Genomic DNA, 15555 nt, shown 5'->3' with positions numbered 1-15555 from the left:
CACTTCCGCACCTCCTCCAGCCGGCGCGACGGATGGGAGGGACGACCCGACTCCTATAAATGGGTTCTTGGCCATACAAGTTGGGCATCGACGGGAACGGTTGTTCACCCCAAGGGGCGCCTCGTTCCCCACGGCCGCCACTCGACCAAGGAAGATCGACATCCAGGGTCACGGCGATGACATTTCAGTGATCCGATGTATGGTTCCTGCGAGCTACGGGCCGGACAACGAACAGCCCCCACCAATCCACGACATAAAGCCAGACGCTTTCCATCACATCCGAGCAGGGACCGCCGACCGTCCGGCTGCCGGTCCACCACCGGACAGGCCGAGGAGACAACCCGACATGAACGCACCGGCCACCGCACCGACAGCCCTGTTGGTCATGGAGGAAGAACGCCGGGCCGACGTCTACCCGCCCGCAGTACTGGCCGAGATCGGCCGGCTCGTGCACTGGCAGGGACCGCCCCTCACCCGGCAGGAGCTCGACGCGGACCCCGACGTGCTGCGGACCGTCGACATTCTGCTCACAGGCTGGGGTGCACCCCTTCTCGACGGCGCCCTCCTGTCACGGGCCCCTCGGCTGCGGGCCGTTCTCGTCGCGGCGGGGTCCGTCCGGCACCTGACCACACCCGCCTTCTGGGAGCGCGACATCCCGATCGTCGCGGCCGCCGCGGCCAATGCCGTTCCGGTGGCGGAGTTCACCCTCGCCCATGTCCTGCTCGGACTGAAACAGGCCCACCGCATCGAGCGGGAGATGGCGCAGAGCCGCCGCTTCCCCACCGATCCCGACGTCCCGGGCGCGTACCGGTCACGGGTCGGCCTGTTGGGACTCGGGCACATCGGCCGGCTCGTCGCCGCCCACCTCGCCCGCTTCGAAGTCGAGGTCCTCGCCACGGATCCCGTCGCCTCCCAGGACACCGCCCAGCGCGCGGGAGTCCGGCTGATCTCCATCGAGGAACTCTTCGCCACCAGTCACGTCGTCAGCCTCCACGCACCGCTGCTGCCCCAGACCCGCGGCTCGATCGGGGCACGGCTGCTCAACTCCATGGGGCCGGGCACGACACTGATCAACACCGCGCGGGGCGCGCTGATCGACGAGACGGCCGCCGCGCAGGTCCTGCACGCCAGGCCCGACCTCACCGCCGTACTCGACGTAACGCACCCCGAGCCCCCGGCTCATGACTCACCACTGTTCACCCTTCCCAACGTCGTCCTGACACCGCACCTGGGCGGCGCCATGGGCGCCGAACGCCACCGCCTCGGACAGCTCGTGCTCGGCGAACTCCGCCGCTTCACACAGAACCGGCCGCTCCAGCACGCCATCGACCCCGCCCACGCCGCCTCGCTGGCCTGACACCGCCGGCCGCTGCCGACCACTGCCGACACGGTTCCCTTCCTCGGGAACCTTCGATCGGCGACGTCACGCAAGGTCATGCTGTACCGCGTGCCCGGGTCCGGGCAAGCCTGATCGGCACCCGATTCCACCCGCTCACAGCCACGGGCATCACGTAAGCGAAACGTGAGTGAGACGTTAGCGAGGGCTGCGAAACTGCGAGGTCGGCCAGCACCTCCCGGCCCCGAATCCGCTCCGCGGACGCGTCGGACCGGACCGCCGCCGTGAGCGAAGGAGTCGACCATGAGCCCGAGCGGAAGGAAGGGCGGCTTCGGTGCGCCCGCCCGCACTTCCCTGGTCATCTGCGCACCGGGTGGGCAGATGGATCCGAACTCACCGGGTTCTGTCCGCAGGTGTAGCGGTAGTGAGGTGTAACGGATGTGCGGGCCGCCGGAGCAGTTCTGGGCAGACGTGGGGTTGCATGAGCTCCGGATGCCAACCAACCAGCTCGAACTCGGCTAGCGCTGTGGCCGCGTGGTTCACGCAGCACCCCGCATCCGCATCCGCAGCGAGAAGGGCATCCGCTGGGGCGGACGCCCCCTCGCCGCCGCAGCCTGACCCAGTGAGGGATCCCGCCGTGCCCGGATATGGAGATCAGACAGCGGCCAGGCTCTTCGCCATGACCCGCTCCCTGCCAATGCCATCGGGCAGAAGATCGCCGGGCTCACCCGTGTCCGTGAAACCGTGCCGCTCATAGAGTGCGGTCGCCTTGCGGTTGTCCGGCATGACGGACAACCGCAGCGTCGTGACGCCGCGCTCCGCTCCCCACCGCTCGACCGCCTGGATCAGGTAGTCACCCACGCCCTTGCCCCGAGCCGTGGGGGCGACCCACATCGAGATCAACTCCACATTATCTGTTCCCTCGCCCGGTACTCCGCTGGCGATGCCCACCGGAAGGCCGTCGAGGAGCGCGACGAGATCGAGCGCTCCAGGAATCGACAGACGGGCACGCCAGCGTGCCTCTCGGTCGCCGGAGCCCTGCCACTGAGCCAGCGTCGATCCGAACGCGTAGGGCGCCTCAGTAAGCGCGGCCAGTCGCAACTCCCGCCAAAGGGGCCAGTCGTCTGATGTCAGACTACGTAGTTCAAGCATGATCCACACCCTGCCTGCAGGGCGGGATGGGCGGCAAGTCGATGACAACCATCCAAACGAGGTCGTCCACCCCGGTGACCAGCAGAAACCGGGGAGCAGCGGTGGCTCACGAACTCGCAGAACACGAGGCCTCGGTGAACCTATCCGGTCACGGCACTAGGTGCTCGCTTCCCGGCATCACTGAGATCACCCGCGGTGGCGTGCCCGGCCCGCGGCCCGCGGCCTGCGGCAGCCCGGCCCACCCCTGGCATCCATCCGGCACAGGCGCGGCTGCGCTCTGGCTTCCTGGCGAAGCTGCCCGTGTCGGCGTCGGTGAGGACGTCGAGTTCGACCAGGCGCTTCGGCTTGGCCCGGATGCCCACGACGTTCGTGGGCGGGAGTTCGTGGCCGAGGGCCTGGGCGACGTCCCTGGCCCGCAGCGTTCCGGTCTCCTCGTTGAACACGGCAAGGATGCGGGTGAAGTCCGGGTGCTCGGGCAGTTCTGGCGAGCAGGCGCGCACGGCAGGCAGCGCCGCCACCTCACTTCTTGGTGACTCCCGTCAGCACCTGTCGGGTGAAGTCCCTCGCCACGTCGCACGCCTTGCTAACGCGAAGCGCCGGATTGCTGCTGTCTTCGTTCCGGACATTGACCTCGAGTTCGTCGGCGTTGACCTGCATGGAGTCGTCACAGGAGTTGCCGATCGCAGTGGCCGCGACCCCTGGGAAGCCCAGGACGTCGATCTTCTTCTGGATTCCGTACTCGTCCACGGACAAGTCCACCGACATGTCGACGATGCCGTTGATCTGCACCTCCGTCCCGCCGCTGTGCCAGTCACAGCCGGAGTCCGAGCTTCTGCCGGATTCGCTGCCCTCCTTGGCGTCGGAGGGCTGAACGCCGATCGCGGTCAGCGACTCGGCCCTCAGCGCTTTGCAGACGTCCATCCCCTTGAGTGTCGTGCGCGGCCCCTTGGGGATCGACGGCTCTCCTCCGGCGGGCTTCTTGGCGCCTGTTGAACCGGTCGATTTCCCTGGGGAAGACGAAGATGACGAGTCGCTCCCACCGCACGCAGCGGCCCCCGTCCATACGATCACCATCAGCGTCGCCGCGGCGACATGTCGTTTCTGCATGGGGACGAGCGTGACATACGAAGGCCGGACCTCGTGCGGTGACTCATGAAGTCGCCTGGGGCAACGCGTTCGGTCGGAGTGGCACTATCGGGTGTGCTGAGTGAGGCCGAACAGAGCGCCGGTGGGATCGCGCAGGACCACGTCTCCGTTGGAGTCCTGGCGAACTGCGGTCGCACCGAGTTGCAGGGCCTGCTTGGCGTCGGTGTCGGGCCTGTCACTGGCGAAACTGACCGGCCAGAGTGATCGCTGTGCCGTTGGAGTCCCTGGCGGCGGGCTGGTCGCGGCGATGGAGTGGTCCGGCAGCCGGAACTCTGTGTGGCCGGGGTTGTAGTTCCAGTTCAGGGCTGGTCGGTAGAAGGCGGCGGCCTGCGCGGAGTGGTCGGTGAGAAGGCTGATGCCGGCGAAAGCGCCCGGTTCGCCGGTCAGTTGCATGCCGTCATGGGTGCCGGGCTGCCAAAGTGACAGTGGTGCGCCGACGGGGTCGAGAGCGACGGCGTAGTAGCCGAGTGTCCCGACTTCGGTGGGTGCCACGATGATCTGGGCGCCCAGGTTCGTGAAGCGAGTGGCGGTGGCCTGGATGTCCGACACGGTGACGTTGATCGTCCAGTAGGGTGCGCCGGCGTCCTCGGCCGGCCCAAGGGCGGCGACGAGATGTCCGCGCAGCGTGCAGAGCCTGTAGCCGTTGGAGTCCGGTGGGGCGACGGTCCAACCGAACAGCGCGGTGTAGAACGCCGTCGTCGTCTCCGTGTCGGGGTGCCGAGGTCGATCCAGCTCACGCTGTTCTCGGGGTGCCGCGTGACGTTCATCGAGATGACTTTCCGTTGAGGCCGCCTCGCCCCGCAGTGGGGCGAGCCGGCGTCCAGCGCCGAAGCGGTGGCGACCTGCGGTGTCAGTCGTAGTAGGGCGAGTTCAGGTCGATGCTGGCGTCCTTGACGATGTCACCGTCGAACAGTCGCGTCGTTGCCGGGGCTCCGGCCCGGCGGGCCTCTTCGGCGAAGGGGCCCTGAGCGAAGGTCAGGGCGTTCTCCGCGCTGTCGAACTCGTAGAAACCGGCTGCGCAGTCGCGGCGGTCACCATCGACGGCGGTGCGGCCATCGCTGACCGAAGCAGCCTGCGCACCGTCGCGGCCGAAGGGTTCACCGGCTGGACCGGCGAGCTCGCCGGAAAACTCACTCAGGCCGGAATGAGCCCATCCCCGGCCGCCGATCTGGCCACTCTCCTGATCGTCACTCTCGAAGGCGCCCACATCCTGTGTCGCGCAGCGGGCAGCACCACCCCTTTCGACAGAGCCGCCGCGGCCCTGCTCTCCGCCCTCCCCAACTCGGGTTGACCCGGCGTCAGAGCACAGCAACGTGGCGCGCTGCAACGATCGTTCCGGCCGCTGTCGCGGCAGACACCGCGGCGGTGTTGGACGAGGCGCCGAGTCACTTCTCGCCTTCGTCGCACCGGATGCCACCGACCGGAGCGTCACGTTCAGCTGAATATGACGGGACGTTCCCCCTGATGCCCTTGCCGCATGGCGACCCCCAACAGTGACGGCCGCCTGAGGTCCCTTCGATCGAAGCCGCCCGCCAGGGGTGGTCTTCATATCCGCGCTTGGGGCGCCCCAGGTACCACAGAACGAACGAGCATCGCTGGTGGCGACTACGAAGGCCTCACGGGCTGGAGAACCGATTCCGGAAGCCCGAACAAAACCCCTTGACCAATGGTCAAGAAGTGTTGACCATTGGGGCCATGCCTACAGACGATCTCCCCGAGACGTTCCACGTCACCACCGACGAGCAGCTACGCGCCGTTTCCAATCTCACGCGTCACCGGATCATGGCCGTGCTCCGCTTCGAGCCCGCGACGATTACGCAGATCGCCGAGCGAGTGGGCATTGCGAAGGGGAGTTCCAGCTACCACGTACGGCTGCTGGAGCGGGCCGGCCTGGTGACGGTGGTACGAACGCGGAAGGTCCGGGGGGTCACCGAGCGGTACTACGCCATGGCCGCGCGGTCGATCGTGCTGCCGGACCCGGGCGAAGGAGGGCCGGATGTGCTGATGCGGCATGCGGTGGCGGACCTGGAGGCAGCGCCGGCGGATGGCGAGCGGCACGTACGGATGGCGCATCTGCGGCTCACCGACGAGCAGTTCGCGCGGTTGGGGGCGCGGATGCAGGCACTGGCGGACGAGTACCGGGAGCTGTCCGATCCGTCGCTGCCGGACGCGTCACTCGTCTTCGCACTGTTCCACCCGACAACGCGTGAGCAGGCCGAAGGGGACGCCAAGTGACCTCAGATATCCGCAAGTTGCCGACCGGGTTCGGACGGCTGTGGACCGCGCAGACGGTCTCCTCGCTCGGTGACGGGGTGTCGCACGCCGCGCTGCCGCTGCTCGCGTTGACGTTGACGCGGGATCCGATGGCGCTCGCCGTCGTCACGGCCACCGGAACGCTGCCGTGGCTGCTCTTCGGGGTGCTCGGCGGCGCCCTGGTGGACCGCTGGGACCGTCGGCGCACGATGTGGGTCACGGACGCGGCGCGTGCGGTGCTGCTCGCGATACCGGCGGCAGCGGCCGCGCTCGACGCGCTGAGCATTCCACTGCTCGCGGCCGTCGCCTTCCTGCTCGGCCTCGGCGGGCTCTTCTTCGACACGCCGCCACGGCCTATCTGCCGGATCTGCTCGGCCGTGACCCCGCGCTCCTGGAGCGCGCCAACTCCCGCCTGCGCGGCGCCCAGACCGCCGCGTCCGGCTTCGCGGGACCGCCTGCGGGCAGTGCGCTGCTCGCGCTCGGGCGAGCGGTTCCGCTGCTCGCCGACGCGGTGTCGTTCGCGCTGTCCGCACTGCTCGTACGGTCGCTGCCTGCCGCACCCCGGCCCGTACCGCAGGCCCGCGAGTCACTGCTGCGGCAGGCGCGGGCCGGCGCCTCGTACGTATTCCGGGATCAGTTGCTGCTCGGACTCGCCCTGCGTCCGGCGGTCGGGAACATCGCCTTCCTCGCCGTGGAGACCGTACTCGCCCTGTTCGCCCACGACCGCCTCGGCATCGACACCTACGGCTTCGGCCTGCTCCTCACCGCGGAGGCCGCCGGCGGCCTGCTCGGCGCGGGCATCGCCTCCTTCCTCGGCCGACGACTCGGCACCGGCACCGCGCTGACCTGCACGGCCGCCGTCGAGGGACTTGCCATCCTGGGCCTGGCCGCCGCCCCGAACCCGTACGTGGCCGGGTTGGCACTCGCCGTCTGCGGGGCCGGCATGGGCGCCACGATGGTCCTCGCCCCCTCCCTCCGACAGGCGATCGTCCCCGCCCACCTGATGGGCCGGGTCGCCTCCACATCCCGCATGCTCGCCATGTGCGCCGCCCCCATCGGGGCCTTCCTCGGCGGCTGGCTGGCCAGCACCTACGACATACGCACCCCGCTCTACACCGCCGCCGGCCTCCTCCTCACCATGACCGCCGTCACGTCGACCATGACCAGCAACCGCCACGTCGAGGCGGCGCTGCGCGCCGCCGCCGCGGCCGACGATCCAGCTCACCCGGAAACGCGGGATCCCGTTCAGGAGAGTGCCCTTTAGGGCTCCGTGAGGTCGTTGCGCCAGCGCTCAGCCCAGCTCGGCGTTCCTCGCCTCGGCCCGGAGCGTCGGGTGCCTGGCCTCTACCGGATGCAACGAGTGGCCCAGCGGGCGAGTGCAGGACGCCGGTGTTGAGGACCAGACCGAGGGCGGCGAGCTGGTCCTCCCGGTGCGCCTGGTGGATCTGGCGCCGGCCGCCGTGGCAGATCGCGCCGGCGCGTGCGCTGCGGTACTCAGGATGGCCTGTTCAGTCGGCCTTGGCCAGGTGGGTCCCGAAGGTCGACACACAGCCCGACCAGCAACTTGTCGCCTACACGGCCCCACCGGACTCCCCCTCCCAGGAATCCCTGCGCTTCCTCCTCCAGCGGTCCGCCCAGCCGGACGACCACACCACGAACCGAAGCCGCCGCCACTGGCCCGCGCCGCGTGCCCGCAGCCGCGGCCGGTGGTCAGGCGCGCCGGCTCGCGCCGAATTCGGTGGGTTGACGCAGTCGACGGCGTCACCCGGTCAGGAGTCGCGGGCAAGACCCTCGCCGCTGACTCCGACAACTCCTCCTGAACCTGCAGCTCGAGCGGCATCGGGCCGCCAAACCACGTGCGTGGCATGACGAGTTCGCGCTCGCGGGATAGATGACGCCGAGGGCTGGCGGCTACTGCGGATGGTCCGCGGAGGCACTGGCGCGGTGGTGACCTGGCGGCGCGCGCATGCCGCGGCTGAAGCACAAGTCGGCGCGTCACTGCTCATCGAGGGGTGGCTGTCGGGCGAGGAACTCCTCGAACGCCGCCTTCTGCTTCGGATCCATGAAGCCTTGGCGGACATTGCGGGCCTGCTCTTCGAGCCAGTGCGCCTCGTCGGGGACCAGGAGCTCGGCGACCACCACTCCCCCACGAGCGACCGCCGTGCGCTCTCCTGCGCGACGTCGAAAGAGCGTGAACGCGCCGAATTCCGCTGGGTGAGCCAGCTCCGGCTCTTCCGCATCGGCCCGGTTCTCGTCCCTGGCGTCACTCGTCGGGTAGGCAGTGGGAGCCCAATGCTCCCAGAGCGCCAGCGTGGCCGCGGGCACCAGCACAGCGCGCTCCGCCTCGTCACGCCCCTCCCACATGAACGTGACAGTGACAGGCTCGCCAACCGCCTCAGCCAGCCCGAGCACCCTCTCCACCTCATCGTTGACCGGGTATCCCACCACTACATCTATCTGAATCCCCATGGTTCCTGAGGCTACTGGCACCCTCCGACATGTCAGGCACGCTCCTGCACCCCGTCACCCACGGCGCGAAACCGGTGATGCCATCGACAGACCGCCTGTCAAGCTCGTCCGACCCAGCACTGATTGAGGCCTGCCGCCTCCTGGGCCGCTCCGGAACCACGCGGACCACAGCTTCGAGGGAGTCGATTCACGGTCGCGGTCGCCCCGGCCGTCGGGGCGTCCCAGTCGCCACCGGCTTCGTCCGGACGCCCCAACCGAAGCGGCCGATTTGGTGCCGCGGCACTGGGCCGTCACTTCGTGTACTACCTAGGCTGAGGTGCATTCCGAGTCGCGTACACAGGGGAGACCTCGCCCATGACCAGCGAAACTGCGGCCATCGACAGAGCCGCCATCACACACCTGGCCGGTGAAGCAGCGGCCGAACTGGGAATCGTCGGAGCGCAGGTCGCCGTCGCCATCGGCGACGAGGTCGCCGAATGCTCCGTCGGCGTCGAGAACATTGCGACGGGCCGAGCCGTCACCCCGGACACGCTGTTCCAGATCGGTTCCACGACGAAGGTGTTCACCGCCGTCCTGCTGATGCAACTGGCCGATGCGGGCCTGGTGCCCGGGCGAAGAGCCCGGCCGACGAAGTCGCTTCCAGAGGTGCCCGGTTGGGGCCGCCGGAGACGCTGAGACGGGCACCGGGGGTGTGCACGGGGAGGCAGCGGATCAGTTCGTCCACCCGGCGCTGGGCCGCAGCGTCCGGTACCCGCACGTCGACGGAGATGGAGGCCCGCGGCGGCACGGTGTTGACGGCCGTTCCCGCCCGCAGGAGGGTCGGTGTGACGGTGGTGGCGTCCGGACCGTGGGAGACGGACAGTTCTTCGTTGACCAGGTCGCCGAGCCTGCTGATCGCCAGGACCTGGTGGGCGGCCTCGATGGCCGCGTTCACGCCCTTCTCCGGTTCGAGTCCGGAGTGCGCGGCCCGGCCCCGTACCTCGATCTCGTACTCGGACACCCCCTTGCGCGCGGTCTTCAGTGCCCCGCCGTCGGCGGAGGCTTCCAGGACGAACGCGGCGACGCACCCCTTGGCGGACTCCTCGACCAGTTCGCGGGAGGTGGGCGAGCCCAGTTCCTCGTCGCCGGTGATCAGGACACGGATGCCGTCAAGCGTGGGCAGCGACCTGAGCGCGTGGAACATCTGCACGAGTCCGGTCTTCATGTCGAAGACCCCGGGTCCGCGGGCGATTCCGTTCACGACCGACCAGGGGTGGGTGGCCAGCGAGCCCATGGGCCACACGGTGTCGTGGTGCCCTACGAGCAGCACCCGGGGCTCACCGAACGTCCAGCGCAGATGGGTGACTCCCCCGATGACGAGGATCTCGGGCGCGGCTCCGAGGTGGTGGGTGCCCTGGGCGGCGACGGTCGCGGCGCTGGCTGCGACGGCCTGATGATCCGCCGAGAACGACTCGCAGAGCACGAGCTCTTCGAGGTCGGCGAGCATGGCGTCGAGATTCATGGTGCCCGCCGACTCCGGACCGGTGACGGGCACCGGGACGGCGGCGGCCTGCGGGCCGGAGGCGGATACCGGGACGGCGGCGGGCGTCATCGGGCGCGCCCCAGTTCCGCGCGGAAGAGCCGGTGGACATTCCCGCCGAGGATCTTGCCGATGTCGGCCTCGGGGTGGCCGCGCCGGAAGAGTTCCGCCGTCACGAGGGGCAGGCCCGCCGGGCCGTCGAGCCCCGGCAGGGTGACGAGCGGGTCCATGTCGTCGAGATTCAGATCCTCGCAACAGGGCGGGGTGACGTCGAGAAGGACCTCGCGTACGAAGTCGGGCCCGATGCCGACGTGGTCGATGCCCGCGACGGACGCCACATGCTCGATGTGGTCCACCAGCTTCTCCAGGGTGCGGTCCTCCTCGGCTTCGGCGAGAAAGCCGGGGAAGAAGTTGACGCAGACGACGCCGCCCGTGGCGGCGACTCCTCGGAGCTGCTCATCGGTCAGATTGCGGTGGTGGTCGCTGAGTGCGCGGGCCGAGGAGTGGGTGGCCAGGAGCGGGCGGGTGGCCAGTTCGAGGACGTGGGCCACCCCGGCGGCGCCGAGGTGGGAGACGTCGAAGAGCATGCCGAGTCGTTCCATCTCCGCCAGGGCCCGGACTCCGGCGGCCGTGAGCCGGGAGCCGGTGGCGTCCTCTCCGCTGCCGTCGGCGAGCGGGGTGCGGTTCCAGTGCGCGATGGAAGCGACACGCACGCCGAGGCGGTGAAGGGTGTGGAACAGCTCGACATCGGCGTCGACGCCCGGCGCGCTCTCCAGGGCGAGCACGAGTGCGATCTTCGACGCGGCGAGAGCGGCGTCGATCTGGTCGCCGTCCTCGCACAGGGCCACGGTATCCGGGTTCCCCTCGGCCAGCACATGCGCGGTCTCGATCATCCGCAGGGTGCGGCGCAGCGCGCCCTCCGGCCGGTAGGCGTCGTCGATGAAGACGGGCAGCACTTGGATGTCCACGCCTCCGGCCTGGAGCTGCGGCAGCCAGCGTTCACGGAAAAAGTCAGCCCAGCGGAACGGGGGCCGCGCCGACACCGCCATCAGCAGATCGTTGTGGGTATCGGCGACGATGGCGCGGTGGTGCAAATCAGCGGTCACGTCGGAGCCTTCCAGTGAGAGTTGTCCCTGACGTTATGGCGGCCGATGGGCTCACCTCTCATCCTCGACGACGAAGAACCACGGCTGCCTTCGTCGTCCGCGCCAATCGAGCCAGGCGGATTTCCCCGCCGACCCGGGCGAGGGCCACAGCGCTCCCGTCCGGCAGTGGAGGTGCCGCGCCTGCAACGGGCATCTCCTTCACCAGCAGCGGTTCGGAGAATGGAAGGTGCGCCGGGCCTCCTGGCCGGCGGTGGGTGGCCGCAGGCATGCGTTGTGCCGGCGGCCACCTTGTTCCGCCGCGGTGCCGAGGATTCGCCACAGTGAAGGCGGTCAGCGACCGGGACCTCCTATGGGGCACCGATACGAGCGCCTGCGGCGGAGAGTCCCGTACGGCCCCGATGGATCACTGAAATTCGAGGAGTACGCCACCACCACGGAACCAGAGTGCTCCTGTCCCGTCCCGGCAACGGGCTCATGGATGTGCGGGTCTCGCAGTGCAGCCTGCCCCGATTCGGGGGCGGGCTGCCGGTGGGGGCCCAAGCAGGACGTGGACGCTCGCAGAGCACCACCGTTTTGGTCGCGGACCGGGCCGGCTGCGCTGCCATGCGGCGCGTGGGCCCCTGGGTCACGCGATCGACTCTGCCGGGAATCGGCGGGATCTGCGACAGCTTCAACCGGCCCAGTTGGAACGCGCGCTTCTCCACGACCGTGCGGACCTCGGACACCTGCCGGGTCGCCCACACATCGACGACCGGACCGTCCGCGACATCCGTTTCCTCATGGGCTGTATGGGCAGGCCGGAGCCGGTGCGAGGCCTCTCAGGCGTACCTGATCGCTGTTCCGTAGGCCATCAGAGCCATCGGGAGGACAAGGAGTCTGACCCCGATGACCTCCTGAGCGCCGAGTCCCGCAGCCCTGACGCTCAGCGAGGAGAGAGCCGCGTCGGCGCCCCTCACGGGGTCGCCCCATACAGTCCAGCTGTGGGCAACGGGGTCTTCTCGTCGGGGGATGTCGACGGTGACGACATTGACCGGATAAGGAAGATCTATAGCCATGGACAGGTGATGCTCTCAGCCTCGCGAGCTGTGCGCAACCGGCTCCCGCGGGGGTGCGAACGCGCGGTGTCCGCACCCCCGCGCGGCTCGTGCGCCGGGGCGCCGAGAGGGTCAGGGGCGGGTCGAGTCGAGGTAGGCCGCGTAGATCCAGACGTTGGTCCGTCCGCCCCACAGGTTGCCCCGGAACCATCCGTTGCGGTACTCGACGGTGTCGAAACCCTGGCCCCGGTGGACCTGTCCCAGCGGTGTACCGCCGGGAGAGGCGCGATAGATGACGTTGTTCTCCGTGACCCAGCACGTCTCGCGTTCGAAGCACACGTTCTGCGGTCGCGCCGGCTGAGCCGGGCCCTCGGCGAGCGCGGGTCCCGCGGCGAGTCCCGTGAGCAGAGCCGCTGTCGCGCCGACTGCGGCGAGACCACGGACGAGGTGATGAGGCTGCATGGCTGAACACTCCCGTTGTGTCGAAGAATTGGTGCGATCGGAATGCGGCCCCAGCAGGGGCCGCACGTGCTTCTGCTGGGGGCCGGGTGCCTCCCTCATGAGGTGCGGAGGATGCTCAGGCCGGGGGGTAGCAGCGGCCTACCGGCACGGTGTGCCAGGTGACGAAGTCGTCGAGCGCCCAGCCGGTCACCCCGGTGGTGTTGTCCGTGAGGTAGACCCAGCCGTAAGCCAGGCACCGGACGGTCACCGAGTGGTTCGTGTATCCGTAGCCCTTGGCGGTGCAGCCGGTCCCCGGCCCGGTGCGGATATTCACTCCGTTCCCGGTGAACCCACCGGGAGAGTTGTAGTTGGTCGACGGCGACTCAGGACACGCCGCGGGGGCCGCGGCCGCCGCGGGAGCCACGGCGACCACTCCGCCCAGGAGTGCCGAAGCCGCCAGGGCAGTGCCCAGCACGAGGTTCTTCACTTTGCGCATCGGTGGTGTACTTCCTTCCGGTTCTCGGAGGCTGTGCAGCAACTGCTGTCGCGGGCGCGGCCGATGGCCAACAGCTCCGGACCGCACGCCGCTGGCCTTCCAACATCACCGTGAAGAACCGCTCCGTCCATGGTTTCGAATGCGCTTTAAGCGTTTGACAAACTGCATAGCGCCCGGGATCGGGGGGAGCCTGCCGACTGACGGGTGCAGTTCCACGAGGGTTCGTCCTCTGCCCGACGCGTCGTCAGGTCCTTCTGATTGAGGTCGCCGCTGACATTCGGCCGGCGGCGCGCTGGTCATGCCTGCTACCTCCTGTGGAGGCCGCGCAGCAGGGCCGGCGTGTCGGGCCGATGAGTTTCCCGGTTGCCTGAAGTCTTCCTGGTGACATTCCCGCCCCGTCGGCGGCTCAGGAGATGCCGGATCCCGGTGTCATGGAGGAGAGAGGGAGGCCCGGATGAACCACCCCATTCGGCTGTACATGTCGATGTCGCTCGACGGCTATATCGCTGGCCCGGACGATCAGCCGGGGCAGGAGCTCGGCCGCGACGGTGGACGGCTCTTCAACTGGCTCGACGACCGGGAGTCCGACGGTCCCAGCGGACAGGTTTATCGCGAGGCGCTGGCGACCGGCGCGGTAATCTCAGGCCGTAGGACTTTCGAACTCGCCGGGCGTTGGCAGGGCGACCACCACAACGGTGTGCCGATCTTCGTCCTCACCCACCAGGTGGATGACGGGGACGTCCCACCCGGCCACGCGCGTTTCGTCACCGATGTCGAGGACTGCGCCCGCCAGGCTCGCGCAGCCGCCGGGGACAGGCCGGTCCTGGTCCATGGGGCGGGGGCGGCGCAAGCGCTCCTGCGGGCCGGGCACATCGACGAGATGGAGATCCACCTGATTCCGGTCCTCCTCGGGGACGGCCGACGGCTCTTCGATCATCTGGGTAGTGATCACATCGAACTCGACCTCGTCCGACGGCTCGAGGATCGAGACGTCACGCACCTCCGCTACACGGTGCGTCGGCCCGAGGAGACCGCGTGAAGACGCTCTTCGTCTCCTACCGCGTCACCGACCTGGACCGCTCGCTCGGTTTCTACACGGCCTTGGGCTACGTCGAACTGGGCAGGGTCGATGTCGGCGACGGGGCTCGCCTCGTGATCCTCAAGTTCCCCGAGGAACCGGCGGCCTCGCTCGAACTGGTCCACCGCCCCGGCGACGGACCGGTCGACGTGGGCAGCGGTTTCGACCACCTGGCGATCCAGGTGGAGACGCTCGCCACCACCCTGGAGACGCTGACCGAAGCCGGCCTGGGGCCTGAACCCCTCCAGTACCCGGGCGGCCCTCACGGCCCGAAGACGTCGTGGCTCACGGACCCGGACGGTTACCGGATCGAGTTGGTGGAGTGGCCGTCCGGACATCCCGACGGCATGACCGCAGCAGACTTCGCCTGAGGCGGCCACGGTCTGTGGAGTGACGAAGCCTCCCCTCGACGCGACTGCGGCGCAATGCCGTCGAGGGCGAGCACCAGGGGGGTGGGCGGGACCCTCGGGTGAGGGTCCCGGCCGCCCCGGTGCGGCGACCGCGCTGAACTCTCTGGCCCGATAGCACCTCTCACAGCCGCCGGGGCCCGACACCATCGCCGGCGAGCGTGTCGCCGGGGTTCAGCAGGGCGCATGCCTTCATCGAGAGACATCCGCAGCCGATACACCCGGTGAGCTCGGCCTCGAGCCGCTCGATGGTCTGCCGGCGCTCCTCCAGTCGACGCTTCCAGCCACGCGAGGCGCGCTGCCACTCCTGGTGACTGGGCGGACGGTCGAGCGGCACGTCGGCGAACGCCTCCAGGAGGTCCTGCAACGGGATGCCGATCCTTTTGGCGACTGAGATCAAGGCGACGCGGCGGAGCATGTGGCGTGCGTAGTGGCGCTGGTTGCGACCGTCGCGTTCGGACGCGATCAGGCCGAGTTCTTCGTAGAACCGCAGGGCGGAGACGGCCGCCCCGGTCCTGGCGCTCACTTCGCCGATGCTCAGCCAGTCGTCCGGGGTGGCCCGGGCTTCCCTGGAACGGTGATTCTCCATACACAGCCTCCTCTTGACCTCAAGATTACTTGAGGTCATACGGTCTGCTGCGTCAGAGCGGAAAGCAAGAACGACCAGAGGATGGCAGTTCAATGACGTTTGTGATCGCTTTGCACTGTGTGGATGTCAAGGACAGAGCATGCATTGATGAGTGCCCTCTCGACTGCATCTACGAGGGAGAGCGCATGCTCTACATCCAGCCGGACGAGTGCATCGACTGCGGGGCCTGCGAGCCGGTGTGCCCCGTCGAGGCGATCTTCTGCGAGGACGACATCCCGCAGGAATGGCAGCACTTCACCACCGTGAACGCCGAGTTCTTCTCCGACCTCGGCACCCCCGGCAGCAGCGCGAAGCTCGGTCCGATCGGACGGGACCATCCGATCGTGGCGGCGCTGCCGTCTCAGGATGCCGTCGCCTGACCCCTTGCGAACCGCCCCGGACGTGACGGCCGCATACCGTGAGGTGTCTCACGTGCCGGCAACCTCTCCCCACGCGCTGCCGTCGGCAAGCGCACCACCGCGAAAAACCG

Annotated in this window: 18 protein-coding genes and 2 pseudogenes; 8 read left to right on the top strand and 12 right to left on the bottom strand. The window is 68.8% G+C overall.

The genetic code is table 11. From position 1 onward, the window contains the following. The first annotated feature begins 346 nt into the window (after positions 1–346). Positions 347–1357 carry a hydroxyacid dehydrogenase gene (locus tag C8250_RS41555; RefSeq protein WP_138355318.1) on the top strand — a complete coding sequence of 337 codons (1011 nt, stop codon included), beginning with the start codon at positions 347–349 and terminating at the stop codon, positions 1355–1357. Between the two features lie 633 nt (positions 1358–1990). Here C8250_RS41555 and C8250_RS41550 read toward each other — a convergent pair. From C8250_RS41550 to C8250_RS41530, 5 genes are all read right to left on the bottom strand, one after another. Next, the gene (locus tag C8250_RS41550; RefSeq protein ID WP_138355317.1) at positions 1991–2488 is read right to left on the bottom strand and encodes a GNAT family N-acetyltransferase; all 498 of its coding nucleotides are present in this window, start codon (positions 2486–2488) and stop codon (positions 1991–1993) included. A 140-nt stretch (positions 2489–2628) separates the two neighbouring features. Further along, positions 2629–3006: a hypothetical protein gene (locus tag C8250_RS41545; RefSeq protein WP_187145200.1), complete on the bottom strand. Its 378-nt coding sequence runs from the start codon at positions 3004–3006 to the stop codon at positions 2629–2631. A gap of 1 nt (position 3007) precedes the next feature. Further along, the gene (locus tag C8250_RS41540; RefSeq protein ID WP_138355316.1) at positions 3008–3595 is read right to left on the bottom strand and encodes a DUF3558 family protein; all 588 of its coding nucleotides are present in this window, start codon (positions 3593–3595) and stop codon (positions 3008–3010) included. 84 nt (positions 3596–3679) lie between these two features. Further along, a complete protein-coding gene (locus tag C8250_RS41535) occupies positions 3680–4366 on the bottom strand; it encodes a VOC family protein (RefSeq protein ID WP_269287117.1) in 687 nt (228 codons plus the stop codon). Positions 4367–4484: 118 nt separating this feature from the next. Next, entirely contained in the window at positions 4485–4841 is a 357-nt protein-coding gene (locus C8250_RS41530) for a hypothetical protein (protein ID WP_187145199.1), read from the bottom strand. Between the two features lie 488 nt (positions 4842–5329). Between C8250_RS41530 and C8250_RS41525 the strand changes: the two genes are divergently transcribed. The 3 genes and pseudogenes from C8250_RS41525 to C8250_RS44995 all read left to right on the top strand — a co-directional run. Beyond that, complete coding sequence (locus C8250_RS41525; protein WP_138355315.1) at positions 5330–5869, top strand: winged helix-turn-helix domain-containing protein; 540 nt, start codon at positions 5330–5332, stop codon at positions 5867–5869. Beyond that, a pseudogene (locus C8250_RS41520) lies at positions 5866–7151 on the top strand (MFS transporter). The gene C8250_RS41525 and the pseudogene C8250_RS41520 overlap by 4 nt, the downstream one beginning before the upstream one ends. A 623-nt stretch (positions 7152–7774) precedes the next feature. After that, positions 7775–7852, top strand: a pseudogene (locus tag C8250_RS44995) (helix-turn-helix domain-containing protein); the annotation flags it as partial. A 30-nt stretch (positions 7853–7882) separates the two neighbouring features. Here C8250_RS44995 and C8250_RS41515 read toward each other — a convergent pair. Continuing rightward, a complete protein-coding gene (locus tag C8250_RS41515; protein ID WP_138355314.1) occupies positions 7883–8356 on the bottom strand; it encodes a hypothetical protein in 474 nt (157 codons plus the stop codon). A 354-nt stretch (positions 8357–8710) separates the two neighbouring features. Between C8250_RS41515 and C8250_RS41510 the strand changes: the two genes are divergently transcribed. Next, a complete protein-coding gene (locus tag C8250_RS41510) occupies positions 8711–9031 on the top strand; it encodes a serine hydrolase domain-containing protein (protein WP_138355313.1) in 321 nt (106 codons plus the stop codon). Here the strand turns inward: C8250_RS41510 and C8250_RS41505 are convergent. The 5 genes from C8250_RS41505 to C8250_RS41485 form a co-directional block, all read right to left on the bottom strand. Further along, positions 8919–9842 carry a M20/M25/M40 family metallo-hydrolase gene (locus tag C8250_RS41505; protein ID WP_138355358.1) on the bottom strand — a complete coding sequence of 308 codons (924 nt, stop codon included), beginning with the start codon at positions 9840–9842 and terminating at the stop codon, positions 8919–8921. The genes C8250_RS41510 and C8250_RS41505 overlap by 113 nt on opposite strands. 101 nt (positions 9843–9943) lie before the next feature. Further along, positions 9944–10981 (bottom strand): membrane dipeptidase, encoded by a 1038-nt coding sequence (locus C8250_RS41500; RefSeq protein WP_138355312.1) that lies wholly within the window; start codon positions 10979–10981, stop codon positions 9944–9946. An 818-nt stretch (positions 10982–11799) separates the two neighbouring features. Further along, positions 11800–12036, bottom strand: coding sequence for a YbjQ family protein (locus C8250_RS41495; protein WP_138355311.1), 237 nt, complete (start codon positions 12034–12036; stop codon positions 11800–11802). A 111-nt stretch (positions 12037–12147) separates the two neighbouring features. Further along, positions 12148–12477 carry an SH3 domain-containing protein gene (locus tag C8250_RS41490; protein ID WP_138355310.1) on the bottom strand — a complete coding sequence of 110 codons (330 nt, stop codon included), beginning with the start codon at positions 12475–12477 and terminating at the stop codon, positions 12148–12150. Between the two features lie 115 nt (positions 12478–12592). Continuing rightward, the gene (locus tag C8250_RS41485) at positions 12593–12952 is read right to left on the bottom strand and encodes an SH3 domain-containing protein (RefSeq protein ID WP_138355309.1); all 360 of its coding nucleotides are present in this window, start codon (positions 12950–12952) and stop codon (positions 12593–12595) included. Positions 12953–13406: 454 nt separating this feature from the next. On the opposite strand from C8250_RS41485, the gene C8250_RS41480 reads away from it, so the two are divergent. Together C8250_RS41480 and C8250_RS41475 are read left to right on the top strand one after the other, a co-directional pair. Then, positions 13407–13991, top strand: a complete 585-nt coding sequence (locus C8250_RS41480) for a dihydrofolate reductase family protein (protein WP_138355308.1) — start codon at positions 13407–13409, stop codon at positions 13989–13991. Beyond that, complete coding sequence (locus C8250_RS41475) at positions 13988–14401, top strand: VOC family protein (RefSeq protein WP_138355307.1); 414 nt, start codon at positions 13988–13990, stop codon at positions 14399–14401. The genes C8250_RS41480 and C8250_RS41475 overlap by 4 nt, the downstream gene beginning before the upstream one ends. 160 nt (positions 14402–14561) lie before the next feature. Here C8250_RS41475 and soxR read toward each other — a convergent pair whose 3' ends face one another. Then, positions 14562–15026, bottom strand: coding sequence for a redox-sensitive transcriptional activator SoxR (gene soxR / locus C8250_RS41470; RefSeq protein ID WP_138355306.1), 465 nt, complete (start codon positions 15024–15026; stop codon positions 14562–14564). Positions 15027–15118: 92 nt separating this feature from the next. On the opposite strand from soxR, the gene fdxA reads away from it, so the two are divergent. Then, positions 15119–15445, top strand: a complete 327-nt coding sequence (gene fdxA, locus C8250_RS41465) for a ferredoxin (RefSeq protein ID WP_138355305.1) — start codon at positions 15119–15121, stop codon at positions 15443–15445. The last annotated feature ends 110 nt before the right edge of the window (positions 15446–15555 follow it).

Source organism: Streptomyces sp. So13.3 (assembly GCF_005860785.2).
Taxonomy (GTDB): Bacteria; Actinomycetota; Actinomycetes; order Streptomycetales; family Streptomycetaceae; genus Actinacidiphila; species Actinacidiphila fildesensis.
The sequence above is the reverse complement of the archived record's forward strand: the minus strand, read 5'-3'. Positions and strand labels throughout refer to the sequence as shown.